This window comes from Rothia sp. HMSC061E04, from assembly GCF_001813685.1.
Classification (GTDB): Bacteria; Actinomycetota; Actinomycetes; order Actinomycetales; family Micrococcaceae; genus Rothia; species Rothia mucilaginosa.
Map to the genome: position 1 here is coordinate 39,034 of NZ_KV813691.1, position 25,415 is coordinate 64,448.

The window sequence follows — 25,415 nt, forward strand, 5'->3', positions numbered from 1 at the left end:
CTACGCAGGGGCACCCGTCACCCGGACGCTCCGCTTTCTCCTTGCTTCGCTACGGAGAGCGGCCGGGCTGACACCCTGAGGGCGCTTGGCGGAAAACACGGCGCGCCACCTCATCTATCCCAGATTCATCTATCCCAGACAAACCCCACCCAAGCCAGCAGCCCCTCCGGAAAGCGGGGGAGGGCGCCTTCACAGGCTAAGCGAGTATCCTAGAAGCTTCGTATCCCCGAACCGAAACGAGAAAAAGCGTGGAAATCCTGCTGTACGCTGTGGGCATTATCCTCATGGCAATCGCTATTGCCGTCTCGATTGCCCTGCACGAGGTGGGGCATCTGGTGCCCGCGAAGCTGTTCAATGTGCGCGTCCCACAGTACATGATTGGCTTCGGTAAGACCGTGTTCTCTTTCCGCCGCGGCGAGACTGAGTACGGTTTCAAGGCGATCCCGTTGGGCGGTTACATCTCGATGATTGGCATGTACCCGCCGAGCCCTGCTGAGGTGAAGGAACACCATGAGGAGGGCCATTCGGGCAGTACCAGCCCGTTTGCCTCCATGGCTGAGGAGGCGCGTGCGGCGGATGCTGAGCGCCTGAAGCCCGGTGATGAGGACCGCCTGTTCTATAAGTTGCCGGTGCTCAAGCGCATGGTGATTATGCTGGGTGGCCCGACCATGAACCTGCTGATTGGTGTGGTCTGCACGGCTATTTTGGTGTGCGGTTTCGGTACGGCGCAGGTGACGAATAAGGTGTCAGCGGTGTCTGAATGCGTGCCGAGCGTGAACGTCACTCATGATTCGATTAGCTATGGCGAGTGTACGGATAAGTCCACCCCGTCGCCTGCGAAGGCTGCTGGTGTGCAGGTGGGTGACCGTGTGGTTGCTGTGAATGGTGCGTCGACGGGTTCGTGGGAGGCTGTGTCTTCGGCGATTCGTGCGGCGGGTTCTCACCCGAGCACTTTGACGGTGGAGCGTAATGGTCAGCGTCTGGATTTGTCGGTGACTCCGGTTGAGATGATTCGCCCGGTTTCTGATGGTAAGGGCCAGTATGCGCGTGCTGCGGATGGTTCGATTGCGACGACTCGCGGCGGTTTTGTGGGTGTTTCGCCGTCGAGTGAGTTGGTGCCGGGTTCTATTACTGAGGTGCCTGCGATGGTGGGCGATACGCTCTCTCGTGTGGGTTCGTCGATGCTTTCGTTGCCGCAGCGTGTGTGGGAGTTGACGGTGACTTTGGTGACTGGTGGTGAGCGTAGCGCCGAGTCGCCGGTGTCTGTGGTTGGTGTGAGTCGTATTGCCGGTGAGGTGACGGCTACTGACCGTATTGATATGAAGGCGAAGGCTGCGATGTTGGTCTCGCTGGTGGCGAATATGAATTTGATGCTTTTTGCGTTTAATCTGATTCCGCTTCTGCCTCTGGATGGCGGCCACGTGTTGGGTGCGCTCTGGGAGGGTGTGCGTCGTTTCTGTGCACGTTTGACTGGGCGTAAGGATCCGGGTCCGTTTGATCCGGTGAAGTTGTTGCCGTTGACGTATGTGGTGGCGGGCGCGTTCATTGTGATGTCTGTCATTCTGATTGTGGCGGATATTGTTAAGCCCATCACCCTGTTTTAATGTGTTGTTGCGCGCGGTAAGGGTACCCGTATTAGTGCTTTCTTTCGCGTCAGTGGCACAATAAAAAGTTGAACGAAGGATGCGTCGTACGTCCTTCATAACCCATGTATGGAGGAAAACCTTGTCGGTCAGCCTTGGTATGCCGAAGCCCGCTCCCGCGGTTCTGTCCCCGCGTCGTAAGACTCGCCAGTTTAAGGTGGGGTCTGTCGGTGTTGGTTCTGAATCTCCGATTTCGGTGCAGTCGATGACGACCACTAAGACCCACGACATTGGTGCGACTCTGCAGCAGATTGCTGAGTTGACCGCTGCCGGTTGCGATATTGTGCGTGTGGCGTGCCCGACCGATAAGGATGCGGAGGCTCTGCCCATTATTGCGAAGCAGTCCCGTATTCCGGTGATCGCTGATATTCACTTCCAGCCGAAGTACGTGTATGCGGCTATTCAGGCTGGTTGCGGTGCTGTGCGTGTGAACCCGGGTAATATCCGTAAGTTCGACGACCAGGTGAAGGAAATCGCTCAGATGGCTTCGGACCACGGCGTTTCTCTGCGTATTGGTGTGAACGCTGGTTCGCTGGATAAGCGTCTGTTGGAGAAGTACGGTAAGGCTACTCCGGAGGCTCTGGTTGAGTCTGCTGTGTGGGAGGCTTCGCTCTTTGAGGAGCACGGTTTCCGCGATTTCAAGATTTCTGTGAAGCATAATGACCCTGTGGTGATGGTGGAGGGGTACCGTCAGCTGGCTGAGCGCGGTGACTGGCCCCTGCACTTGGGTGTGACTGAGGCTGGTCCGGCGTTCCAGGGCACTATTAAGAGCTCGGTGGCGTTCGGTACTCTGCTGTCTCAGGGTATTGGCGATACTATTCGCGTGTCGCTGTCTGCTCCTCCGGTTGAGGAGGTGAAGGTGGGAACTAAGATCCTGGAGTCGCTGAACCTTCGCCCCCGTAAGCTGGATATTGTGTCTTGCCCGTCGTGTGGTCGTGCGCAGGTGAATGTGTGGGAGCTTGCTGAGAACGTGACTAAGGGCCTGGAGCACATGAAGGTTCCGCTGCGTGTTGCCGTGATGGGTTGCGTGGTGAACGGTCCGGGTGAGGCTCGTGAGGCTGACCTGGGTGTGGCGTCCGGTAACGGTAAGGGCCAGATTTTTGTGAAGGGTGAGGTCATTAAGACTGTGCCTGAGGATCAGATTGTTGAGACTCTGATTGAAGAGGCGACCCGTATTGCTGCTGAGATGGAGGCTTCGGGCGAGTATGTTCCCGAGGGTTCCCCGGCTGTTTCGGTGAGCTAGTTAGCTTTTGTGTGCGGAGGCGTCCTGGTGAGGGGCGCCTCCGCGCTTTTCCGGTTATGTCCGGTTATGGTGGTGGCAGGCTTGGTGCTTGCCGCTGCCGGTTGTGGCCACATGATCCGGCTACCTTTTCGGGGTTACATGTCCCCGTGTTTTCACTCAATTTTTATCGCTCATTCTCTATCACTCAACACGTCATGTTCACTCTTTTTTCTCGCCGCTGTAAGGCTAATCGTGCCCGGTGTGCTGCTATTTCGTCGATGGATTCTTCCCCTATGCCTAATCGCGTGAAGGAACACGTTTTTGCTTTGGATACTCGGTGGTGTGATGAATTGGAGGAGGTCCTGTTCAGTGACCCGGTCCCGAATCTGTACTCCATTGAGCATTATTTGGCGTGCCCTCTTCCGGTGAGGGCCCCGCGTATTCCGATGCACTACTATCAGGGTTTTGTGGGGTGTGAGCGCGATGGGCAGTTGTGCTGTGTGTTGCTGTTGGGTTCGAATGTGGTGCCGGTGCGATTGTGTGGTGCCGCAGTTGAACATGCTGAACACGATGCGGATTCTCATGGCGCTGAATCGCCGGATGCCTCCTCCCTGGATGCGACGGCGCTCGCGCATCGTGACGCGCTGGCTCAGCTGCTGCTGCAGGTGGGTTCTCGCCTGGATTCTATGTTCGGTGAGAGCGCCTTCGTGATGCCCCTGTGGACGCGTATGCAGGAGCTGTGCGAGCAGAGCCGAGGCGGTAAGAGCCCGCTACTGCAGATGCAGCAGCCGAGCCTGCGTGACGGTTGCGATCATCGTGCGCGGGTTCTGTCGGAGCGCCCCAATCAGCCGTTGCTGTATTTGCCGCCGGAGAAGGACCTCGCCCGCTTCTACGCCGTGGAGCTTCCTGAGCTGCCGGCGCACCTGCCCGCGCCCCTCAATCCGGGGGAGAGCCCCGCCGCTGCTTTCCAACTCAGCGGTGAGACTGCCGGGTATGCGCGCCTTGCCACCTCCGCGGACCTGGAGGAGCTTCTGCCCGCCGCAGCCGCCATGTTCACCGAGGAGGTCGGCTTTGACCCGATTGCCCGCTACGGGGAGGGCTACGCGGCGCGCCTGCGCACGCTCATCGCCGGTCAGCGCAGCGCCATTGTCACCGATGTGAATGGGCGCGTCATCTTCAAGGCGGATGCGGGCATCGTGAACCTGGACGCCGCGCAGGTGCAGGGCGTGTGGCTGCACCCGGACTACCGCGGCTACGGTCTGGCTAAGCCGTTCTTCACTGCCGCCGCGCAGATTCTACAGCACCGCTACCCGCACTTGAGCCTGTACGTGAACGACTACAACGCCCGCGCTCTTGCCATGTACCGGGGGACCGGTTGGGAGCAGATCGGGCAGTTCTCGACCATCATTTTTGAGCGCTAAACACGCCGAACCCTAAAACGCTATAAAATTAAAGACGACTGTGCCTTTTTCGCGGCTTACCCGGTGAGCCGTGGGCACCCTATTTAAACCTATCGACCTTTCAAGGAGAATCGTGGTACTTCGCCTTTCCAACCTCTTTGTGCGCACTTTGCGCGAGGACCCCGTAGACGCTGAGGTCGCCAGCCACAAGCTGCTGGTCCGTGCCGGTTACATCCGCCGCGCAGCCCCCGGCGTGTACACCTGGCTGCCCCTGGGCCTGAAGGTACTGCGCAAGGTCGAGAACATCGTCCGCGAAGAGATGGACGCCATTGGCGCGCAGGAAGTCCACTTCCCCGCGCTGCTGCCCCGCGAACCCTACGAGGCAACCAACCGCTGGGATGAGTACGGCGATAACCTCTTCCGCCTCAAAGACCGTAAGGGTGCAGACATGCTGCTGGCACCCACCCACGAGGAAATGTTCACCCTGCTGGTGAAGGACCTGTACTCCTCCTACAAGGACCTGCCGCTGTCCCTGTACCAGATTCAGACCAAGTACCGCGATGAGGCACGCCCCCGCGCGGGTCTGCTACGCGGCCGCGAGTTCGTCATGAAGGACTCCTACTCCTTCAACATTGACGACGAGGGCCTGAACGAGGCGTACATGGCGCACCGTGCCGCCTACCAGCGCATCTTCGAGCGCCTGGGTCTGGAGATTGTCATTGTGACCGCACAGTCCGGCGCGATGGGTGGCTCCCGCAGTGAAGAGTTCCTGCACCCGACCCCCATCGGCGAGGACACCTTCGTGCGTTCCGCGGGCGGCTACGCGGCAAACGTTGAGGCCGTCACCACCGTGGTTCCCGAGGAAATCGAAATCACCGAGGACACCCCGGTAGCAATCGTTGTGGACACCCCCGACTCCGCCACCATTGAGTCCCTGGTGGAGCGCATGAACGAACTGCACTCCGAGGTAACCGGTGGCACCCTGGAAGCTTCGCAGACCCTCAAGTGCTTCCTGGGCACCGTCATCACCCCCTCCGGCGAGCGTAAGGTCTTCGCCGTGGGCGTTCCCGGCGACCGTGCCGTGGACCTGGGCCGCGTTGAGGTCAACATCGGCGCCCTGCTGGGAATCGGCGGCGAGGTTGAGGTTGAGGCAGCCAGCGAAGAGGACCTGAAGGCATACCCGCAGCTGGTCAAGGGCTACATTGGCCCCGGCCTGAGCCTGGACGCGCCCCTGCTCGGCGCGCACACCGAGGCCGAGGATGCGGTGGCTTCCGCAACCGGCATTCCCTTCTTCGTTGACCCCCGCGTGGTGCGCGGTACCCGCTGGGTGACCGGCGCAAACGAAGAGGGCAAGCACGTGGCGAACCTGGTCTTCGGCCGCGACTTCACCGCCGACGGCGTGATTGAGGCGTGCGAGGTGCGCGAAGGCGACCCGGCACCGGACGGCTCCGGCGAGCTGGTGGCAGCCCGCGGCATCGAGATGGGCCACATCTTCGCCCTGGGCCGCAAGTACGCTGAGGCACTGGGCCTGAAGGTCTTGGACCAGAACGGCAAGCTACAGACCGTGACCATGGGCTCCTACGGCGTGGGTGTGACCCGCGCACTGGCTGCTATCGCCGAGGGCAACCACGACGAGAAGGGCCTGATCTGGCCGCGTAACCTGGCACCGGCAGACGTGCACATCGTCATCACCGGCAAGGACGCAGCATCCCACGAGTACGCTGAAGAGCTCAGCGCATCCCTGGAATCCGCCGGCCTGCAGGTCATGCTGGACGACCGCCCGAAGACCAGCCCCGGCGTGAAGTTCGGCGACGCCGAGCTGCTGGGTGTGCCCACCATCCTGGTGATTGGTCGCGGCTTCAAGGACGGCGTGCTGGAACTGAAGGACCGCCGCAGCGGTGAGGCTCGCGAGGTGTCCGTCGAGAACGCGGTGGCTGAGGTCATCGCTGAGGTGCGCGGCGCCTAAGGCACGCCACTAGCCCGCAGAGACGTAAAACCGTCGCCACCTGCCCTGCCTCCCAAGAGGTGGGGCGGGGTAGCGGCGGAAGAATGAAAGAAGAGAACTATGGCATATAAGCCGAAGCGTTCTGGCTCTAAGAAGAGCGCCCCGAATGCGCGCGCTCGCCGTGCCGCATCCCGCGTGGCGAATGGTGTGAACGCTCCCCACACTCGCGCTGAGAGCGAGCCCGTGGTGGAGGCACCGGTGCGCGTGGGTACCCGCGCGATTCGTGAGGAAGAGGTTGCCGAGGCGATTGCCCCGGTTATCTCCGAGTTCTCGCTGGTGCTGGAGGGTCTGAAGATTTCGGGCCCGGCGGCGAACCGCACCGTGAAGATTACGGTGGACTACACCGCTGAGCGTACCGATTCGCTGTCGCTGGATTCCCTCGCGGAGATTTCCGGTGCGATTTCGAGCGCCCTGGACCGTGCGGATGAAAACGACGAGTTCTTCCCCTACGAGCTGGAGGTGTCCTCGCCCGGCGCTACCCGCGCCCTGACCGAGCGCCGCCACTGGGAACGTGCCCGTACCCGCCTGATCGCGGTCACCGCACCCGACGGTACCGAGTACCTGGCGCGTCTGCACGAGGTGCAGGATGAAGGTCCGGTGCTGGCTCGTAAGAAGAACACGAAGAAGGGTCAGAAGGAGTCGTACCACGAGCCGAGCTTGCTCCCGTGGGAAAATATTGCTTCTGCTCACGTCGAGATTGACTTCAATTCGCCCGCTGAGCCGGTAGAATAGAGTTATTAAAGCTTCAGGCACGGGGTGTTCCGTGCCAGGTATATACCGTTCGGGAGCCGGGGCGCATTGAGCGTCCCGGCGCCGTGCTAACTGGGAAAGGCTGAAAAGCGTGGAGGATATTAAAACTATTGACCTGGGCGCACTGCGCGCATTGGCGAAGCAGCGCTCTCTCGTCATGGAGGAGCTCTTCACCCTGGTTGAGAACGCCCTGCTGCTTGCGTACATGAAGCAGCCCGGCGCTATTAAGGGCTCTCGTGCCGTCATCGACCACACCACCGGCGAGTTCGTCATTCTGGCTCCTGAGCTTGATGAGGACAACCAGAAGATTGACGAGTTCGACGATACCCCGAACAACTTTGGCCGTATCGCTGCCGCAACCGTCCGTCAGGTGCTTTCGCAGCGTCTGCGTGACGCTGAGGACGCATCCGTTCTGGGCGAGTTCAAGGACCGTGAGGGCACCCTGGTGTCCGGCGTGATTCAGCAGGGCAACAACCCGCGTATGGTTCAGGTTGACCTGGGCACCGTTGAAGCCGTTCTGCCCAGCAATGAGCAGGTTCCGGGCGAGAAGTACCCGCACGGCTCCCGCCTGCGCGCCTACCTGGTTGAGGCTCGCCGCGGCCCCAAGGGTCCCTCGATTGTGGTTTCTCGTTCGCACCCGAACCTGGTTCTGCGCCTGTTCGAGCACGAGGTTCCCGAAATCTCTGAGGGCCTGGTTTCCATTAACTCCATCGCACGTGAAGCTGGTCACCGCTCCAAGATTGCTGTGTCCGCGAAGAACCCGACCATTAACGCTAAGGGTGCGTGTATCGGCGATATGGGTGCCCGCGTGCGTGCGGTTGCTGCCGAGCTGAACGACGAGAAGATTGACATTGTCGACTACTCGACCGATCCGGCAACCTTCATCGCTGCGGCGCTGTCCCCGGCGAAGGTCACCGAGGTCATTATCGCGAACCCGCGTGAGTACTCCGCTCGTGCTGTGGTCCCGGATGATCAGCTGTCCCTGGCTATCGGCCGTGAGGGCCAGAATGCACGTCTGGCAGCGAAGCTGACCGGCTGGCGTATCGATATTCTCTCCGAGTCCAAGTACGCTCAGGTTCGTGCCGAGGAAGAGGTAGCAGCACGCGTGGCTCGTAGCCTGGCTGAAGAAGCAGCAGAAGAGTCCGCACAGGACGCTGAATAAGCATTAGCCCCGGTGAGGGGCGTATCCCTTTGATGCAGGCGCAGGATATTGGGCAGTAACGTGCCCGGTATTCTTGCGCCTGCGTCACAGTTTTGCCCATGATTCTTAAAAACGGGATACACTATTAAGATGTGCCGGTGTGTAACCGGGCGCTTTATCGTGCCCTCACACGCACCGGATAGAGCATCACGAATGTACTGCGAACGCGGTTCTACACACGCTAGAGAGGGGAGAGGACCATGAACGATCACGACCTCACCGCAACCTCCGAAGCATTTGAAGGACCGGTCCGCACCTGCATCGGATGCCGTGCCCGCGATGAACAGCGCAACCTGCTGCGCATCGCCCGCACACCCGTCACGTCTGCTACCGAGCAGGCGGACACCCCGCCCTATCAGCCCGATATGGCGGGAACTATGCCCGGACGAGGCGCTTGGATCCATCCGAGCGAAAAGTGCGTAGACGCTCTGCAGAAAAAGAACGGTCTGGCGCGCGCCTTCAAAAAAGCGATCCCTGTAGCCCAGCTGCAGGCGTGCTGTGAGCAGATTCGAGCCGTTATTGCGGACTCGACCCCCTCATAGACGCTTTTCGGGTATATGCCCTCTGTAAGTCAACGAGTTTGACGACTTCTTATCTGAAAGCGAGTCAGAAAACTGATGGATATCTAATGAGTGCCGCGAAATGAGTACCCTTTCGTGCTCACCCACCGGCAATTTCACGAATTGGCGCGCCTTCGGGCGTGCACCCCGTAAACATTAGTGTTCGCACCATTCCCGGTGCGGACCGGGAATGGAGAAAATTTGGCTCAGCCTCGAGTACACGAGTTTGCTAAAGAAGTAGGCGTACCTTCTAAGGAAGTTATCGCTAAGCTCAAGGATATGGGCGAGTTCGTTAAGAGCTCCTCTTCCACCCTGAACCCCATGGTTCTGAAGAAGCTGCGCGCGGAATTCCCCGCCGCAGCCGCTAAGCCTGCCGCAAAGGCAGCACCCGCGGAGTCGGCAGCTAAGTCGGCACCCAAGCCCGCAGCGGCTAAGCCCGCCGCTAAGCCTGCGGCAGCTCCCAAACCGGCAACGGCAAAGCCTGCCGCTAAGCCGGCACCCAAGCCTGCAGCTAAGCCCGCAGTAGCTGAGAGCGCAGCTCCCAAGCCTGCAGCTAAGCCCGCCGCAAAGCCTGCAGCAGCAGCACCCAAGCCCGGCGGTCCCCGCCCGGGTAACAACCCCTTCGCAACCCAGCAGGGCATGGCACGCCCCGAGGCTGCACCGAAGTCGGCAGCGCCCAAGCCTGCCGCTCCGAAGCCCGGCCCCAAGCCCGGTCCTCGCCCCGGTAATAACCCCTTCGCATCCCAGCAGGGTATGAAGCGTGGCGGCGGCGACTCCCAGCGTTCCGGCGGTCCCCGTCCGGCACGTAACGGTCGTCCCGGTGGCAACGGCGGCAACGGTGGCGCACGCCCCGGCGGTAACGGCGGTCCCCGCCCCGCAGGTGGCGCACGCCCCGGCGGTAACGGCGGTCCCCGCCCCGCAGGTGGCGCACGTCCCGCAGGTAACGGTGGCCCCCGTCCGGCAGCTGGCGCACGTCCCGGTGCACCCCGTCCGGCTGGTGGCGGCGGTGCACGCCCGAACCCCTCGATGATGCCCAAGGTTTCCAACGTTGGTGGCGGCGCGTCCGGCTCCAACAACGGCGGCGGTAACGGTGGCGGCGGCGCACGTCGCGGCGGCGGTTCCGGCGGCGGCTTCAACCGCGGTCCGGGTCGTCCCGGCCCCGGCGGTCGCGGCAACGCACAGGGCGCATTCGGTCGCGGTGGCTCCAAGCGTAAGGGCCGCAAGTCCAAGGCAGCTCGCCGCCATGAGCAGGAGCAGCTGAACGCACCGGCACCCGGTGGCGTGGTTGTTCCTCGCGGCGACGGCTCGACCGAGATTCGTCTGCGCCGCGGCGCGTCCATCATGGACTTCGCTGAGAAGATTGGCGCAAACCCGGCATCGCTGATTACGGTTCTCTTCCACCTGGGTGAGATGGCTACCCAGACTCAGTCCCTGGACGAGGAGACCTTCGAGCTGCTGGGTGCCGAACTGGGTTACTCGATCAAGATTGTTTCCCCGGAGGATGAGGAGCGCGAGCTGCTCGAGTCCTTCGACATCGACCTCGAAGCCGAAGCAGAAGCTGAGGGCGAGGATGTCCTGGAGGTTCGTCCCCCGGTCGTCACCGTCATGGGTCACGTTGACCACGGTAAGACCCGCCTGCTGGACGCTATCCGTAACACCAACGTCATTGAGGGTGAGGCCGGCGGCATTACCCAGCACATTGGTGCATACCAGGTCCACACCACCGTTGAGGGTGAAGACCGCGCGATTACCTTCATCGATACCCCCGGTCACGAGGCGTTCACCGCTATGCGTGCCCGTGGTGCGAAGGTCACCGACGTGGCAATCCTCGTGGTCGCGGCGGATGACGGCGTTATGCCCCAGACCGTTGAGGCACTGAACCACGCACAGGCCGCTAACGTGCCGATCGTGGTTGCTGTGAACAAGATCGATAAGGAAGGCGCGTCCCCGGAGAAGATCCGTGGCCAGCTCACCGAGTACGGTCTGATCCCCGAAGAGTACGGTGGCGACACCATGTTCGTGGACGTCTCCGCTCGCAACGGCACCAACATCGACGAGCTGCTTGAGGCTGTCACCCTGACCGCTGACGTGCTCGAACTGACCGCTAACCCGAACAAGGAAGCACGCGGCGTTGCTATTGAAGCAAACCTGGACAAGGGCCGCGGTGCGGTTTCCACCGTCCTGGTTCAGTCCGGTACCCTGCACGTCGGTGACGCTATCGTTGCCGGTGTTGCTCACGGTCGCGTTCGTGCAATGTTCGATGAGAACGGTCAGGCTGTGAAGGAAGCTGGCCCGTCCCGCCCCGTTCAGGTGCTGGGTCTGTCCACCGTTCCTCGTGCAGGCGATACCTTCCTCTCCACCGAGGAAGAGCGTACCGCTCGTCAGATTGCTGAGAAGCGTGAGGCTGCTGATCGTAACGCTCAGCTGGCTAAGCGTCGTAAGCGCGTGACCCTCGAGTCCTTCGATGCCGCTGTGGCTGAGGGCAAGATGGACACCCTGAACCTGATCATTAAGGGTGACGTCTCCGGTGCTGTTGAAGCACTGGAAGAGTCCCTGATGAAGATCGACGCCGGTGGCGACGAGGTTCAGCTGCGCGTCATCCACCGCGGTGTGGGTGCTATTACCCAGAACGACGTGAACCTGGCAACCGTGGACAACGCGGTCATCATCGGCTTCAACGTCCGCCCGGCAGAGCGCGTGGCAGAACTTGCCGACCGCGAAGGCGTCGAGATGAAGTTCTACTCGGTCATCTACCGTGCGATTGAGGAAATTGAGCAGGCCGTCAAGGGTATGCTCAAGCCCGAGTACGAGGAAGTGGAGCTCGGCTCCGCAGAGATCCGCGAGGTCTTCCGCTCCTCCAAGTGGGGCAACATCGCAGGTTCGATCGTCAAGAACGGCATCATCAAGCGCAACGCCAAGGCACGCCTGGTGCGCGACGGTTCCGTGGTGGCTGACAACCTCACCATCGAGTCGCTGCGTCGTTTCAAGGACGACGCTACCGAGGTTCGCGAAGGTTTCGAGTGTGGTATTGGCCTCGGCTCCTTCAACGACATCAAGGAAGGCGACATTATCGAGACTTGGGAGATGCGCGAAAAGCCGCGTGTCTAAGACTCACACGCTGATGCGCCCGTCACCCGCTAGTGTTCTCGCACCCGCAGGCTTCTAAAACTGGAGCCTGCGGGGCGGGTGCTGGCGGGGCGGGCGCTTCCGCATTACCTGGAACGCCTCCAAAGCACCCCGAGTGTTCGCGGAAGGCGCCACGATATTTCACCACGACATTTCAAGGAGAAACACATGGCTGATGCAGCCCGCGCGGCACGACTTGCCGACCGCATCAAGGTAATTGTGGCGAAGGCGCTGGAGCGTCGTGTTAAGGATCCCCGCCTCGGTTTTGTGACCATTACCGATGCCCGCGTGACCAACGACCTGCAGCACGCAACCCTGTACTACACCGTGTTCGGCTCCGAAGAGGACGCCGCAAACACCAAGAAGGCGCTGGAATCTGCTAAGGGTATTCTGCGCGCCGAGGTGGGTAAGAACATCACTGCCCGCCTGACCCCCACCCTGACTTTCGTCGCTGACGAGGTTCCCGAGAACGCCTTCCACATTGAGGCGCTTCTGCGTGAGACTCGCGAGCGCGACGCCGCCCTGGCTGCTGCAGCTGAGGGTGCCGAGTACGCTGGTGAGGCTGACCCCTACAAGAAGGACGAGCCTGCCGAGGGTGAGGACGCCTAAGTGGCGAAGAAACAACCTCAGGGCCCGTCCGGCCTGATGGTCATTGATAAGCCCGCCGGGATGAGCAGCCACGACGCAGTCTCTCAGATGCGTCGTATTGCTGGCACCCGGCGGGTTGGTCACGCCGGTACGCTGGATCCTGCCGCGACCGGCGTGCTGATTTTGGGCATCAATAAGGCGACGAAGCTGCTGACCTACCTGGTCGGTCAGGATAAAACCTATGATGCGACGATTCGCCTGGGCATTGAGACTCTGACTGAGGACGCCGAGGGTGAGCACACTGCCGCGCATCCGGATGCCGTTGAGGCGCTGACCGGTATGGACACTGAGCAGATACGTGCGCGCATCCTGGAGGCTGTGGCGCAGCTGAGCGGCGACATTCTGCAGGTTCCTTCTGCGGTGTCTGCTATCAAGATCAACGGTGTTCGCTCGTACGCGCGTGTGCGTAGCGGCGAGCAGGTTGAGTTGGCGGCGCGTCCGGTGACGATTAGCGAGTTCACGGTGCATTCTGTGGCTGCCGGTTTTGCCGAGTACGTGATTGAGGACCCCGAGAACGAGGGCGAGCACACGGCAACCTCGGTTCCCGTGATTGACTGTGACGTGACGGTTTCGTGCTCTTCGGGCACCTACATTCGTGCTCTGGCGCGTGATCTGGGCAAGATTCTGGGCACCGGTGGCCATCTGACGGCTCTTCGTCGTACCCGTGTGGGTGCTGTGGTGCTTGAGGACGCCGCCGATTTGGCGCAGTTGAAGCAGCGCCGTGAAGAATCGGAAGCACCGCTGGAAGATTTGCCGCTGCTTCCCCTGGAGGAAGCGGCACGCCGCATCTTTGGTGCGCGTGAGCTCTCTGCCGTGGAGGCGAGCGATATTTCTTACGGTCGTCGTATTAGCCCCAGCGGTGATGGTTCCGTAGTGAAGCGTTCCGTGCACGCGAGCGCGGATGAGTCCGGCGCGGTGCAGCATGCCAGCGTTGAGGGTATTGTGGCGGGCTTCGCCCCGGACGGTACCTTGGTTGCCCTCCTGGAGAATAAGAAGCAGCGCGGGAAGGTGCAGGCCGCCCCGGTGCTGGTTTTTGAGGCGAATCGTTCCTTCAACTAGGCGTTGAAGGCTTATGATGGGCGAAGAGGGTTCGGTGTTTGCGCCTACCCAAAGCTGATTCCTCAAGCCTGATTGATTCAGCACCTGTTGAACGTGCGCCCTATTCATTCAACACGCTAACGTAAACATCCCTGAACACACATGACTACTCGTGCGGGTGCCGCCCGGCCCTGCTGAAGGAGAGAATATGAGCGAGAACCAGAGCTCCGCTAAGAAGGCGAGTGAGCCTCGTACCGCGCCGGTACCCCGCGTGGAGTCTGCACAGGCTGAAGCTACCGTAACCGGGGCTGCTGCGACCGGAGCTGCTACTCAGGGCGGTGCCGCGAAGGCTGCCGGTGCTAAGAGCGCTGAGCCTATTTCAGCGGCGAAGGCACCCGAGGGTGTTCGTGTAGCCGCACCGGCGTCCGGCGATAAGGCGTCGCAGAAGGCCGATAAGAAGGCTGAGAAGAAGGCAACCCGCGAGGCGTTTGCCCGCCCCAAGAGCATTGAGGAGGCGGCTAAGCCTCAGAACCGTGCGGCGTTCCGCGCGGCGGTGGCGCTGTACGGTCTGTTCATGATTGCGTACGGTGTGTGGCAGGTTCTGGGCGGTATCCGCGTCATTCCGGATGCGCCTGCAGATTTTGCGAACCCCTCGGTGCAGTCGAACTACGTGTTCTTCGCGGCAACCTATGTGGGTGTGGGCCTATCCTTCGTGTTCATTGCCGTGAAGTTCAAGTGGGTGAACATGCTCGCGTTCTCCTGCCTGGTGGTTTTCCTGGGCGGCGTGGGTCGTATCCTGTCGTGGGCGTTCTTCGGCACCCCGCACTGGTCGCTGATCGTGCTGATGGTGACTGAGCTTGTGATTCCTCCGTGCCTGCTGGTGTGGTACAGCTGGATTAACAAGTCCAATAAGATTCGCGAGGAGATGCTGAAGGCTTCTCGTAACCAGGCTCGTAAGTAGTCGTAACGCCCGGGAAGGTTCCTGCCGCACGGTGGGGTGCCTGCCCGGGCTTTCTTATGGGTGGGTTTTCTGCGGGCGGGGCTTGGCTTGTGGGTGGGGTTCTGCCGCTGCCAGTCAGATACCCGCCACCTCCGCCGCATCCACAAAGCTAGGGGAGAGGGCACCGCCTGCGAGGGGCGCCGTTCCATTCCCTGTTGATTCCCGTTTTGAATTCTGCATCCTGCCGCCTGTGGTCTAGGATGGTTAGGTACATTTATCTTTTTCAGGAGAGCCCGTGACCCTCTACACCGCTTTGAGCGAGGTCCCCGCCGGCTACGGCCCCTCGGTCGTGACCATCGGCAATTTTGACGGCGTGCACCGTGGACATGCCCGCGTGATTTCGCGCGTGGTCTCCCTTGCTGAAGAGCACGGTTTGAGCTCTATCGCGGTCTCTTTTGACCCGCACCCGATGCAGGTGCACCGTCCCGAGGTCGCCCACCACGACATTATGGGTCAGGGCTCGCGACGCTACTTCATGTGCCTGCTGGGTCTGAACGACTACCTGCTGCTGAACTACAACCTGGAGTTCGCTGCGCAGACCCCCGAGGAGTTCGTGAAGTCCACCTTTGTGGATGCGCTGAATGCGCGTTTCGTGGTCATCGGTGACGACGTGCGCTTTGGTAAGAACAACTCCGGCGACCTGAACACCATGCGTGAGCTGGGGGAGAAGTACGGCTTTGAGGTGGTTGTCGTTGAGGATCTGATGGTGGATGAGAACACCCGTTGCTCCTCGACCCGCATCCGCCAGCTGCTGCTGGAGGGCGATATGCCCGCCGCAACCGAGCTGCTGGGCCGCCACCACATGATGGCTGGTGAGGTCGTACACGGTCTGGCGCGCGGCCGCGAGTTGGGCTTCCCGACCGCGAATCTTGAGCTTGAGGCGCGCGGCCTGATTCCCGCCGACGGTGTGTACGCCGGCTGGCTCGTGGACGAGTCCGGTAACCGTCACCCCTCCGCTATTTCGGTGGGTACGAACCCGACCTTTGACGGTATTGAGCACCGCCAGGTTGAGGCGCACGTGATTGACCGCCCGGAAGAGCGCGTGGAGGATTTCAACCTGTACGGTCAGCGTGTGCTGATTGAGTTCGTGAAGCGTCTGCGCCCCATGGTGGCGTACACCGGTGTTGAGGCGCTGATTGAGCAGATTAACGATGACGTGGTGCAGACACGCGCGGTGCTGGCTGAAGACGCGAAGAACTACTGCCCGCCGGAGTGCCCGGTGCAGGCGGAAGTGAAGTAGCCCCACTTCTCATCTATGAGCGGCGTCCTGCGCTCATGCCCCTGCGATAACTGCTTGTAGCCCGGGCGGTAGATTTTCGGATCTGCACCCGGGGCTTTTACGTACCCGACCGGATGTGCCGTAGCTGCCACCTTCTTCGCGCCTGACCTGCTGCGCCGCTCATGAAACATCCTGCGTTGTCAGCCTTTACATCCTGCGTCGCCCGCGAGGTGCCCCTGTTTTAGTCGCCCCGGTTTTAAGAGAAGATAGAGTCATGGAAAAATTGAACGTCGAATCCTTCAACCTCGACCACCGCGCCGTAGCAGCACCCTACGTGCGTATCGCAGACCGCAAGGTCCTGCCCGGTGGCGACACCCTCATCAAGTACGATATCCGATTCACCCAGCCGAACACCGCGCACCTGGAAATGCCGACCGTGCACTCCATCGAGCACCTGAGCGCTGAGCACATGCGCAACCACACCGACCGTCTGATTGACTTCTCCCCGATGGGCTGCCAGACCGGTTTCTACGCGCTGACCCTGGGCCTGGAGCCCGAGGATTTCTTCCCCATCCTGGAAGCAACCCTAAACGACATCCTCAACGCGACCGAGGTTCCGGCAGCGAACGAGGTGCAGTGCGGTTGGGGCGCCAACCACACCCTCGAAGGTGCGCAGGCTGCGGCTCGTGAGTTCCTCGCGGCACGCGATGAGTGGGCGCAGGTGATGGCGTAATGAGCGCACAGATTCCTGACGCTTTCGCATCCGCCTTCAACCCGGTGGACTTTGACCCGAACGCTTTCGACCCGGCTGAGGCGTTCAACAGCATGTTTGAGCTGATGGACGGCATGTCCAACGCCATCATCATTCAGGTGGCTATGGATGAAGAGCTTGCACCCTTCCTGAAGGTGACCGAGGAGCTGCAGCCCTCCTTCACCGAGGGTACGGCGGTATTCCACCCGCGTTACCTGCAGGTGGGTGAGGACCAGGTTCCGCTGCTGCTGGTTCGCTCCAAGATCGGTCTGGTGAACGCGGCGAGCGCCGTCACCGAGGCGATCAGCTACTCCTCGAACTGCCTGGGCGTCATCAGCGCAGGTACCGCCGGCGGTTTGGCTCGCGGCATTAACGTGGGCGACGTGCTGATTGGCGCGAACTACACCTACACTGACGCCGACGCGACCGCGTTCGGTTACGCGCGCGGCCAGGTTCCGGGCATGCCCGAAAGCTACGACGGTCAGGCGGACGAGTGGCAGGACGCGCTGGAGCATGCGCTAGCCGCACTGGAGCCTGTGCGTGAGCAGGCTGAGAGCCCGTGGGAGGTGCGCCGCGGCCAGATGCTGGCGGGTAACTCCTTCGTGACCGCCCACAACGTGAAGGACACCCGCGAGGCATTCGAGGGCGCCATCAGCACCGACATGGAGACCACCGCTATTGCGCAGGTCTGCCACAACTACGAGATTCCGTTTATCGGGGTGCGTTGCGTGTCTGATCTGTGCGGCCCGGAGGCTGACCAGGACTTCCACCTCTCCGTGGACGTAGTGGCTCCTCGTTCGGCTCGTTACGCTCTGCAGCTGGCTGCTGAGCTGTGGACCGAAGCACAGCTGGAGGCGCTGGACCTGGCTCTCTAAAGCTCTAGAACTAACGATCTAGAGCATGCGGCACGATGTGAGCTCGCATGCGCCAAGTGCCGGGGCGTGAACCTGACGGGTTTGCGCCCCGCTCTTTGCGCCCCGGTATTTTTATACCGGTCTTTTTGTACTGGTTTTTGTACCCCAGTCTTTTTCTGATCAGGCACTTTGATGTACCCGGTCCGTAAGAAACGCAGAAATATTAACCGCGGTGAATATACATTCTGTGTGTCGTGGAGTACTATGAATGAGGAAACTGTCCGATCTCACAGAGGAGTACGTCGTGAAGTTCTGCCCGACTCTCGCCTCCGTCACCGGTCTGCTCGGTGGCTACAAGGTTGCATCTAGCACCGGCATCCGCCCGCTCGGTGGCGCTATCCTGGCACTGTGCGGTGCCGTGGCTTACAAGAATTGGAAGCGTAAGGCTGGCGCAGGCCGTGCCACCTTCCTCACCGCTGTCTACCTCGGCGCGTTCGGCGCCGCTCATCCGCTCGCCAAGAAGCTTGGCGCGTGGCCTGCAGTCTACACCGTGACTGCTGCAACCGCTCTGTGCTCTATCGTCATTGGACGTAAGCGACAGAAGTAGTCTTTGACGAAAAGACGGCGGAAAGGCAACGTTGCCTTCCCGCCGTCTTTTGCGTTCCCTCCCACCGTACCGGTTGGGTGGGGATGCGATGGGGCGACGCGCGAAGGCAACACCTTCCGCGCAACGCCCCATCACTCGATGGGGAGTGAATCAACCGGTACCGCTCTCAGCCGCCTGCTGAGCTGCGGCACCACCCGATAAGTTTCCCCGCCACCGGCGGGTACACCCCACGAGGTAAAGGAAAAGAAGAAGATGAATACCACTCCGGACTCATCCCCGGTACAGCAGGGAGCAGTAGCCTCCGAGAGCCCGCAGCTAGCGCGTGGACTCTCCCTGCGCCACATCATGTTCATCGCCCTCGGCTCCGCCATCGGCACCGGCCTGTTCTACGGTTCGGCATCCGCCATTCAGCTGGCGGGCCCCTCCGTGCTGCTTGCCTACGTTATTGGCGGCGCGGCTGTGTTCATGGTGATGCGCGCAATGGGCGAACTCGCCCTGGCGCACCCGGTCTCCGGAGCGTTCTCCGAATACGCCACCCGCTACCTCGGACGCTGGGCTGGTTTTGTGACCGGCTGGACCTACGCCCTGGAGATGGCGCTGGTCGCCATTGCGGACGTCACCGCCTTTGCCGTGTACATGAAGTTCTGGTTCCCGAACAGCCCCTCCTGGATTTGGATTGTCTCGGTCCTGCTGATTCTGCTCGCTATTAACCTGGCGAAGGTCAATGCGTTTGGTGAGACCGAATTCTGGTTCACGCTCGTGAAGGTCAGCGCCATTATCGCCATGATTGTTGGCGGTATCGCCCTGCTCTTCGTGGGTGTGCAGGCACACGACTCCGTGGCGCCCTCCGTCACGAACCTCTGGGCTCTTGAGGGTGGCTTCTTCGCGAACGGTTTTACCGGCTTCCTCGCCTGCTTTACCGTGGTGATGTTTGCGTTCGGCGGTATTGAGAACATCGGTATTGCCGCCGGTGAGGCGAAGGACCCGCGCACCTCGATTCCCAAGGCGATTCGCACGGTGCCGTTCCGCATCCTCATCTTCTACATTCTGACCCTGTCGGTCATCATGTCCCTGTACCCCTGGTACTCGGTGACCAAGGCGAACTCGCCGTTCGTGCAGATCTTTGAAGGTCTGGGCATTCCGGCTGCTGCTTCAATTCTGAACGTGGTCATCATTACCGCCGCCATCTCTGCGCTGAACGCGGACGTGTACGGTGCCGGCCGCATGATGTACGGCCTGGCGAAGCAGAACCTGGCGCCGGCTTCCTTTGCGAAGGTTACCAAGAACGGTGCGCCCTGGATGACCACCCTCATCATGGTGCTGGTCATGGCGGTCGGCGTGATCGTGAACGTGCTCTTCGAGAACGCGTTCGAGGTGGTCGCCTCCCTGGCAACCTTCGCGACCGTATTCGTGTGGGTCATGATTCTGCTGGCGCACATCGCGTTCAAGCGCAGTGGCGCCGATACCGAGGCGCAGCCGGTACGCCAGCCCCTGTGGCTGAGCTACCTGGCGTTGGCGTTCATGATCTTTATCGTGGTGCTCTTCGGCTGCTTCGCCGACACCCAGCTGGCGCTGGTGATGGGCGCAATCTGGTGCCTGTTCCTGCTGGGCTACTACCGCCTCGTGGTGGTGCGCGCTCGTACTGAAGTAGCAGAAGCATAGGGAGCAGAAGCACAGACACCGAATAAACGTAGAGCCCGGTGCGAGGACTCGGCGTGAGAACCCTGCGTGAGAACCCGGCTGTGAAGCCCGGCGACCGGTAGTGTGATGAGCTACCTGTCGTCGGGGTTCTGCTCACCCTTCCACGAAAGCGCCCCGGTAGCGTAGAATGGGAAGAACGCGTCTGCAGTCCGCAGTAGACGACGTGTATTACAGGGCGTAAGCCCACCACCCGGCGGCAACCGTCCGTACGGGACGTATGCGGTACTAACTCTAGGAGTTAAAAGTGGCACTGGATCCCGCTGTCAAGCAGGCAATCATCAAGGAATACGCAACCCACGAGGGCGACACCGGTTCGCCCGAGGTTCAGATTGCAGTTCTGTCTCGTCGTATCGCCGACCTGACCGAGCACCTGAAGTTCCACAAGCACGATCACCACTCCCGTCGTGGCCTGATGATCCTCGTTGGTCGTCGCCGCAACATGCTCGGCTACCTGAAGAGCGTCGACATCGAGCGTTACCGTTCGCTGATCGAGCGCCTGGGTCTGCGCCGATAAAACAGGAGCGTCTTGACGCTTTTGTGGTGATTAATCGCCTTTAGGCGGTGTGTGCGGACGTGCTGTCAGCACTACCAACCCTCCAACACGGAGGCGGGTAGCGCCAGCGCGTCCGTACTGCCGCGTTGAGGGGCGCATCTTCCGCTCGCTAGATTCCAACGCGAGATTCACAGCGAGAAATCGGTAGAAGACGCCGCCCCACCTGAAAGAAAGAACAGAAGGCCGTGCCGGCACACACGCCGCGGTCCTCGGTAGCGAATTACGGAACAACACCACCCCCACAACCGTGCCGACACACGTCGAGCACACGAAAAGGCGGGGGAGAGGTGCCGTGGTTTCCTATCGAAGGCCGACTCGTGCGCCGTACGGCCTGCCAAGAAGAAAGAAGGAACCGTGGAAGGTCCCGAAATCAAGTTTGCTGAAGTCGAAATCGACAACGGCATTCACGGTAAGCGCCACGTGCGCTTTGAAACCGGCCGCCTCGCAAAGCAGGCTGCTGGCTCCGTCCTCGTCACCATCGATGACGAGACCACCCTGCTCTCCGCAACCGCAATCGGCAAGTCTCCCCGTGAGGGCTTCGACTTCTTCCCGCTGACCGTGGACGTGGAAGAGCGCATGTACGCAGGCGGCAAGATCCCCGCATCGTACTTCCGCCGCGAAGGCCGCCCCAGCACCGAAGCAATCCTGGCTGCACGCCTGATTGACCGCCCGCTGCGCCCCGCCTTCACCAAGGGCATCCGCAACGAGGTGCAGGTCGTTGTGACCGTCCTGACCTACGAGCCGGACGAAATCTACAACACCTTCGCAATCAACGCTGCATCCGCATCGACTTCCCTGTCCGGTGCGCCGTTCAACGGCCCCATCGGTGGCGTGCGCATGGCACTGATTGACGGCCAGTGGGTTTGCTTCCCCAAGTACTCCCAGCTGGAAAATGCTGTGTTCGACATGGCTGTTGCAGGTCGTATCGTCACTAAGGCTGACGGTACCGAAGACGTCGCCATCATGATGGTTGAGGCAGAAGCAACCGACAACTCCTGGAAGCTCATCAAGGAAGACGGCCAGACCGCCCCCACCGAAGAGATCGTCGCAGAGGGCCTGGAAGCAGCTAAGCCCTTCATCGCAGCACTGTGCAAGGCGCAGGCTGACCTGGTGGCTCGCGCAGGCAAGCCCGCCCTGGAACTGCCCTTCTTCGGCGGCCACGGCGAAGACGTCGACGCAGCAGTTGAAGCATTCGCAGCAGACCGCCTGGCAGAGGTGTACTCCATCGCTGGCAAGCAGGAACGCGAAGCAGCAGCAGCCGAGCTGCAGGAAGAGCTCATGGAAGCTCTCACCGGCGAAGGTAAGGAATTCGAAGAGCGCTCCAACGAGGTTTCCGTAGCATTCGCTGCCCTGACCAAGCACGTGGTGCGCCAGCGCATCCTCACCGATCAGGTCCGTATCGACGGCCGCGGCCTGACCGACATCCGCCAGCTCACCGCTGAGGTCGAAATCCTGCCCCGCGTTCACGGCTCCTCGCTCTTCGAGCGCGGCGAAACCCAGATCATGGGTATCACCACCCTGAACATGCTCAAGATGGAGCAGCAGCTGGACTCCCTGCACCCGGTCAAGTCCAAGCGCTACATCCACCACTACAACTTCCCGCCGTACTCCACCGGTGAGACCGGCCGCGTGGGTTCGCCCAAGCGCCGCGAAATCGGCCACGGTGCACTCGCAGAGCGTGCAATCACCCCGGTGCTGCCCTCCCGCGAAGAGTTCCCCTACGCAATCCGTCAGGTCTCTGAGGCTCTGGGCTCCAACGGCTCGACCTCCATGGGTTCGGTCTGCGCATCGACCCTGTCCCTGCTGAACGCCGGTGTGCCGCTGCGCGCACCCGTTGCAGGTATCGCAATGGGCCTGGTCTCTGACGAGGTTGACGGCGAGACCCGCTACGCAGCCCTGACCGACATCCTCGGCGCGGAAGACGCACTGGGCGATATGGACTTCAAGGTTGCAGGTACCTCCGAGTTCGTGACCGCTATCCAGCTGGACACCAAGCTCGACGGTATCCCCGCATCCGTGCTCGCTGGCGCGCTGACCCAGGCACGTGAGGCTCGCCTGCACATCCTCGAGGTGCTCGTCAGCGCGATTGACGCACCGGATGAGATGAGCGAGTTCGCACCGCGCATTATTTCCGTGAAGATCCCGGTTGCCAAGATCGGTGAGGTCATCGGCCCCAAGGGTAAGATGATCAACCAGATCCAGGAAGACACCGGCGCAGACATCTCGATTGAGGACGACGGCACCGTGTACATCGGCGCAGCTGACGGCCCCTCCGCCGAGGCTGCACGTTCGGCAGTGAACGCTATCGCTAACCCGCAGGTTCCCGAGGTGGGCGAACGCTACCTGGGTACCGTGGTGAAGGTGACCGACTTCGGTGCGTTCATCTCGCTGACCCCCGGTAAGGACGGCCTGCTGCACATCTCCGAGATGCGTAAGCTCAACGGCGGCAAGCGCGTTGTTGACGCTGAGGACGTTGTCTCCGTGGGCCAGAAGGTCCAGGTGGAGATCACCAAGATTGATGACCGCGGCAAGCTCTCGCTGGCACCGGTCGTTGAGGGTGGCGACGACGAGTAGTCGTAACCCCCGCTAAGTGATGAGGGGCGTTCGGCGCACCCGGTGCGGTTCATTCCCCGCCGGATGCACCGGGCGCCCCTCATTTTTTTATGAGGATAGAGAACAACAGAATGCAGACTGCTGTTTTCGCTATGAAAGGAATATCGGAATTGTCGACTCGACGAGATACGACGATTGACGTTGCCAAGGGCCTCGCGATTATCGCGATCGTCTTTGGTCATATTCATCGAGGAATGTGGGCGTCAGGGTTGGGCACCGAGGCCCTGCGTCCCTACAAGTTCATGCTGGATTACGGGGTTTACTTCTGGCACCTGGTAGTTTTTGCCTTCCTGAGCGGCCTGTTCGTGTCGCGAGGAGCGTTGAAGACTACTCCCTCCTCGTACCTGACGAAACGTCTGGTTCTCTTCGGATACCTGTATGTCATTTGGCAGGTTCTACAGGTGGGTATGAAGCTTGTACTTCCGTCTAATTCTTCCGATAAGACGACTGTGATGAGCCTGCTGGAGCTGTGGAAGCCTGAGGGGCAGCTTTGGTTCTTCCCCTGGCTCATGATTGTCACCGTCATCGCTGTGCTGGGGCGCGTCTGGCAGAAGGACGTCAAGGCCTACGTTATTGTGGCGGTATGCGCAATCCTTGCCGTTGCGTTCTGGGGCTACAGCGGTGACTACGTGGGAACGCAGGGTATCTCCCTGGCGGTCTTCTTCATGCTTGGCGTGGCTCTTGGCCACGAGAAGTTCCAGGCTATGATGGAGTCTGTATCGCTGGCGATTCATGCCGTTATCGCGGTCGTTGGTCTGGTTGTCTACACCGTCATCCTGGTGAATGTGCAGGCCGCTCCGCCGACCGTCGTGCCGTACTTTGCGAACAACCCGGCAGCTATTGCTGTCGGTATTGTCGCCTCCCTGCTGTCGTCGCTGGCGGTGCTCTCGATCTCCTACCTGCTGGCACGGATTCCGTGGAGCGGCTGGCTCGCCTACCTGGGACGCCACTCCCTGGAAATCTTTATCGCGCACATCGTGTGCGGTGCCGCTTTCCGTTTCGTACTGACGAAGTCTGGTCTTTTCTCGGTACCTCTGTTCCTGGTGGGCGGTACGATCTTTGCGATCCTCGCCTCGCTGCTGCTGGGGTACTGCGCACGAAAGCTCCGGATTCCGCTCTTTACCCTGCCGCGTCCCATCGAACAAAAGATTAGCTAACCGAACTCACATCGAAGGACACTGAATGTCTATTTCCCTGCCCGTCGAGCTTGACGCCATTGCCGAGGAGCTCGACTACGAGCGTGGCCGCCTCATCTACGAGGGCGCGGGCGGCAACGAGGTGCGCCGCTCCATCCTGCCCGGTGGCGTGCGCGTCATTACCGAAAAGATGCCCGGTACCCGCGGCGTGTCTATCGGTTTCTGGGTGGGCGTGGGCTCGCGTGACGAGGCCCCCGGCATGCTCGGCTCCACCCACTTCCTGGAGCACCTGCTGTTCAAGGGCACCGGCACCCGCACCGCCCTGGACATCGCATCCTCCTTCGACGCGGTAGGCGGCGAATCCAACGCCCTGACCGCTAAGGAGCACACCTGCTACTACGCGCGTGTGCTCGACGATGACGCGCCCATGGCGGTGGACGTCATCACCGACATGGTCACCAACGCCCTGCTGGACCCGGCTCACCTGGAACAGGAACGCGGCGTGATCCTCGAAGAGATCGCCATGGACCAGGACGACCCGACCGACGTCGCTTTCGAAAACTTCGTGGAGCAGCTCATGGGTGAGAACCCGCTGGGCCGACCCATCGGCGGTACCCCGCAGGAGATTACTGAGGTGCCGCGTGACGCCGTGTGGGAGCACTACAAGCGCTACTACACCCCGGACCGCCTGGTCATCTCTGCCGCCGGTTCGCTGGAGCACAGCACCATGGTCCGCCTCGTGCTGGAGGCGCTGACCCGCTACGGCTGGAACCTGCAGGAGGGCGTGGCACCGGCACCGCGTCGCGTACGCACCGACAGCGGCATTGTTCCGCTGAGTGAGCTGCGTGAGGTGGAGAAGGGCTTCGAACAGACCAACATTGTGATGGGCTGCCCGAGCATTATCGCCGGTGACGACCGCCGCTACGCGATGAGCGTGCTGACCAGCGCGTTCGGTGCGGGCATGTCCTCGCGCCTGTTCCAGGAGATTCGTGAGAAGCGCGGTCTCGCCTACAGCACGTTCGCGTTCTCCGGCGCGTACTCGGATGCCGGCTACTTCGGCATGTACGCGGGCTGCCTGCCCGCTAAGACCGAGCAAGTGCGCGAGGTTATGGGCTACGAGTTCGATAAGCTCGCCACCGCCGGTATTACCGAGGAGGAGCTGACGAAGGTCCGCGGCCAGCTGGCTGGCTCCACCGTGCTCGGTAGCGAGGATTCGGGCTCGCGCATGTCCCGCCTGGGCCGCGCCGAGCTGGACTCTGGACTGTTCACCAGCACCGATGAGCTGCTGGAGAAGATCCGCGCGGTCTCCCTGGAGGAGGTTCGTGACCTGGCGGCGTACCTGGGGCAGCAGCAGATGATTACCACCATCGTGCGCTAACCCTCAACGC

General features: G+C 61.2%; 20 protein-coding genes. All 20 read left to right on the top strand.

Features of this window, described 5'->3' with window-relative positions; all coding sequences use genetic code 11:
- Positions 1-248: 248 nt before the first annotated feature.
- The 20 genes from HMPREF2927_RS01300 to HMPREF2927_RS01395 all read left to right on the top strand — a co-directional run bounded on the left by HMPREF2927_RS01300 (position 249) and on the right by HMPREF2927_RS01395 (position 25,405).
- Positions 249-1,604, top strand: a complete 1,356-nt coding sequence (locus HMPREF2927_RS01300) for a M50 family metallopeptidase (RefSeq protein ID WP_070684869.1) — start codon at positions 249-251, stop codon at positions 1,602-1,604.
- Between the two features lie 79 nt (positions 1,605-1,683).
- Positions 1,684-2,886, top strand: coding sequence for a flavodoxin-dependent (E)-4-hydroxy-3-methylbut-2-enyl-diphosphate synthase (ispG, locus tag HMPREF2927_RS01305; protein ID WP_210399816.1), 1,203 nt, complete (start codon positions 1,684-1,686; stop codon positions 2,884-2,886).
- A 272-nt stretch (positions 2,887-3,158) separates the two neighbouring features.
- On the top strand, positions 3,159-4,286 hold the full coding sequence (locus HMPREF2927_RS01310; RefSeq protein ID WP_070684873.1) for a GNAT family N-acetyltransferase: 1,128 nt from the start codon (positions 3,159-3,161) through the stop codon (positions 4,284-4,286).
- A gap of 112 nt (positions 4,287-4,398) precedes the next feature.
- On the top strand, positions 4,399-6,231 hold the full coding sequence (locus HMPREF2927_RS01315; protein WP_070684875.1) for a proline--tRNA ligase: 1,833 nt from the start codon (positions 4,399-4,401) through the stop codon (positions 6,229-6,231).
- Positions 6,232-6,330: 99 nt separating this feature from the next.
- Positions 6,331-7,002, top strand: a complete 672-nt coding sequence (gene rimP, locus HMPREF2927_RS01320) for a ribosome maturation factor RimP (RefSeq protein ID WP_070684877.1) — start codon at positions 6,331-6,333, stop codon at positions 7,000-7,002.
- Positions 7,003-7,111: 109 nt separating this feature from the next.
- The gene (gene nusA / locus HMPREF2927_RS01325) at positions 7,112-8,182 is read left to right on the top strand and encodes a transcription termination factor NusA (protein ID WP_070684879.1); all 1,071 of its coding nucleotides are present in this window, start codon (positions 7,112-7,114) and stop codon (positions 8,180-8,182) included.
- A gap of 239 nt (positions 8,183-8,421) precedes the next feature.
- Positions 8,422-8,763, top strand: coding sequence for a YlxR family protein (locus HMPREF2927_RS01330; protein ID WP_070684881.1), 342 nt, complete (start codon positions 8,422-8,424; stop codon positions 8,761-8,763).
- A gap of 219 nt (positions 8,764-8,982) precedes the next feature.
- Positions 8,983-11,889, top strand: coding sequence for a translation initiation factor IF-2 (gene infB / locus HMPREF2927_RS01335; protein ID WP_070684883.1), 2,907 nt, complete (start codon positions 8,983-8,985; stop codon positions 11,887-11,889).
- A gap of 186 nt (positions 11,890-12,075) precedes the next feature.
- On the top strand, positions 12,076-12,516 hold the full coding sequence (rbfA, locus tag HMPREF2927_RS01340; RefSeq protein ID WP_005507090.1) for a 30S ribosome-binding factor RbfA: 441 nt from the start codon (positions 12,076-12,078) through the stop codon (positions 12,514-12,516).
- The gene (truB, locus tag HMPREF2927_RS01345; protein WP_070684885.1) at positions 12,517-13,614 is read left to right on the top strand and encodes a tRNA pseudouridine(55) synthase TruB; all 1,098 of its coding nucleotides are present in this window, start codon (positions 12,517-12,519) and stop codon (positions 13,612-13,614) included.
- A gap of 187 nt (positions 13,615-13,801) precedes the next feature.
- Positions 13,802-14,554, top strand: coding sequence for a DUF4345 domain-containing protein (locus HMPREF2927_RS01350; protein WP_070684888.1), 753 nt, complete (start codon positions 13,802-13,804; stop codon positions 14,552-14,554).
- Positions 14,555-14,828: 274 nt separating this feature from the next.
- Positions 14,829-15,833: a bifunctional riboflavin kinase/FAD synthetase gene (locus tag HMPREF2927_RS01355; protein ID WP_070684890.1), complete on the top strand. Its 1,005-nt coding sequence runs from the start codon at positions 14,829-14,831 to the stop codon at positions 15,831-15,833.
- 253 nt (positions 15,834-16,086) lie between these two features.
- Positions 16,087-16,545 (top strand): S-ribosylhomocysteine lyase, encoded by a 459-nt coding sequence (locus HMPREF2927_RS01360; RefSeq protein ID WP_070684892.1) that lies wholly within the window; start codon positions 16,087-16,089, stop codon positions 16,543-16,545.
- A complete protein-coding gene (mtnN, locus tag HMPREF2927_RS01365; RefSeq protein ID WP_070684894.1) occupies positions 16,545-17,438 on the top strand; it encodes a 5'-methylthioadenosine/S-adenosylhomocysteine nucleosidase in 894 nt (297 codons plus the stop codon). Before HMPREF2927_RS01360 ends, mtnN begins: the two co-directional genes overlap by 1 nt.
- 247 nt (positions 17,439-17,685) lie before the next feature.
- A complete protein-coding gene (locus tag HMPREF2927_RS01370) occupies positions 17,686-18,024 on the top strand; it encodes a hypothetical protein (protein ID WP_049344379.1) in 339 nt (112 codons plus the stop codon).
- A gap of 252 nt (positions 18,025-18,276) precedes the next feature.
- Complete coding sequence (locus HMPREF2927_RS01375; RefSeq protein WP_070616852.1) at positions 18,277-19,686, top strand: amino acid permease; 1,410 nt, start codon at positions 18,277-18,279, stop codon at positions 19,684-19,686.
- Positions 19,687-19,969: 283 nt separating this feature from the next.
- Positions 19,970-20,239, top strand: a complete 270-nt coding sequence (gene rpsO, locus HMPREF2927_RS01380) for a 30S ribosomal protein S15 (RefSeq protein ID WP_005507098.1) — start codon at positions 19,970-19,972, stop codon at positions 20,237-20,239.
- A 393-nt stretch (positions 20,240-20,632) separates the two neighbouring features.
- On the top strand, positions 20,633-22,852 hold the full coding sequence (locus HMPREF2927_RS01385; RefSeq protein ID WP_070616854.1) for a polyribonucleotide nucleotidyltransferase: 2,220 nt from the start codon (positions 20,633-20,635) through the stop codon (positions 22,850-22,852).
- A 149-nt stretch (positions 22,853-23,001) separates the two neighbouring features.
- Positions 23,002-24,048 (top strand): acyltransferase family protein, encoded by a 1,047-nt coding sequence (locus HMPREF2927_RS01390; protein WP_168165216.1) that lies wholly within the window; start codon positions 23,002-23,004, stop codon positions 24,046-24,048.
- Between the two features lie 25 nt (positions 24,049-24,073).
- Entirely contained in the window at positions 24,074-25,405 is a 1,332-nt protein-coding gene (locus tag HMPREF2927_RS01395) for a M16 family metallopeptidase (RefSeq protein ID WP_005507899.1), read from the top strand.
- Positions 25,406-25,415: the final 10 nt, after the last annotated feature.

Coding starts and splice junctions, on each gene's coding strand:
- HMPREF2927_RS01370 (WP_049344379.1), top strand. CDS start 17,686: ATGAGGAAACTGTCCGATCTCACAGAGGAGTACGTCGTGAAGTTCTGC.
- rbfA (WP_005507090.1), top strand. CDS start 12,076: ATGGCTGATGCAGCCCGCGCGGCACGACTTGCCGACCGCATCAAGGTA.
- ispG (WP_210399816.1), top strand. CDS start 1,684: ATGCGTCGTACGTCCTTCATAACCCATGTATGGAGGAAAACCTTGTCG.
- HMPREF2927_RS01360 (WP_070684892.1), top strand. CDS start 16,087: ATGGAAAAATTGAACGTCGAATCCTTCAACCTCGACCACCGCGCCGTA.
- rimP (WP_070684877.1), top strand. CDS start 6,331: ATGGCATATAAGCCGAAGCGTTCTGGCTCTAAGAAGAGCGCCCCGAAT.
- HMPREF2927_RS01395 (WP_005507899.1), top strand. CDS start 24,074: ATGTCTATTTCCCTGCCCGTCGAGCTTGACGCCATTGCCGAGGAGCTC.
- HMPREF2927_RS01350 (WP_070684888.1), top strand. CDS start 13,802: ATGAGCGAGAACCAGAGCTCCGCTAAGAAGGCGAGTGAGCCTCGTACC.
- HMPREF2927_RS01310 (WP_070684873.1), top strand. CDS start 3,159: ATGCCTAATCGCGTGAAGGAACACGTTTTTGCTTTGGATACTCGGTGG.
- HMPREF2927_RS01375 (WP_070616852.1), top strand. CDS start 18,277: ATGAATACCACTCCGGACTCATCCCCGGTACAGCAGGGAGCAGTAGCC.
- HMPREF2927_RS01330 (WP_070684881.1), top strand. CDS start 8,422: ATGAACGATCACGACCTCACCGCAACCTCCGAAGCATTTGAAGGACCG.
- mtnN (WP_070684894.1), top strand. CDS start 16,545: ATGAGCGCACAGATTCCTGACGCTTTCGCATCCGCCTTCAACCCGGTG.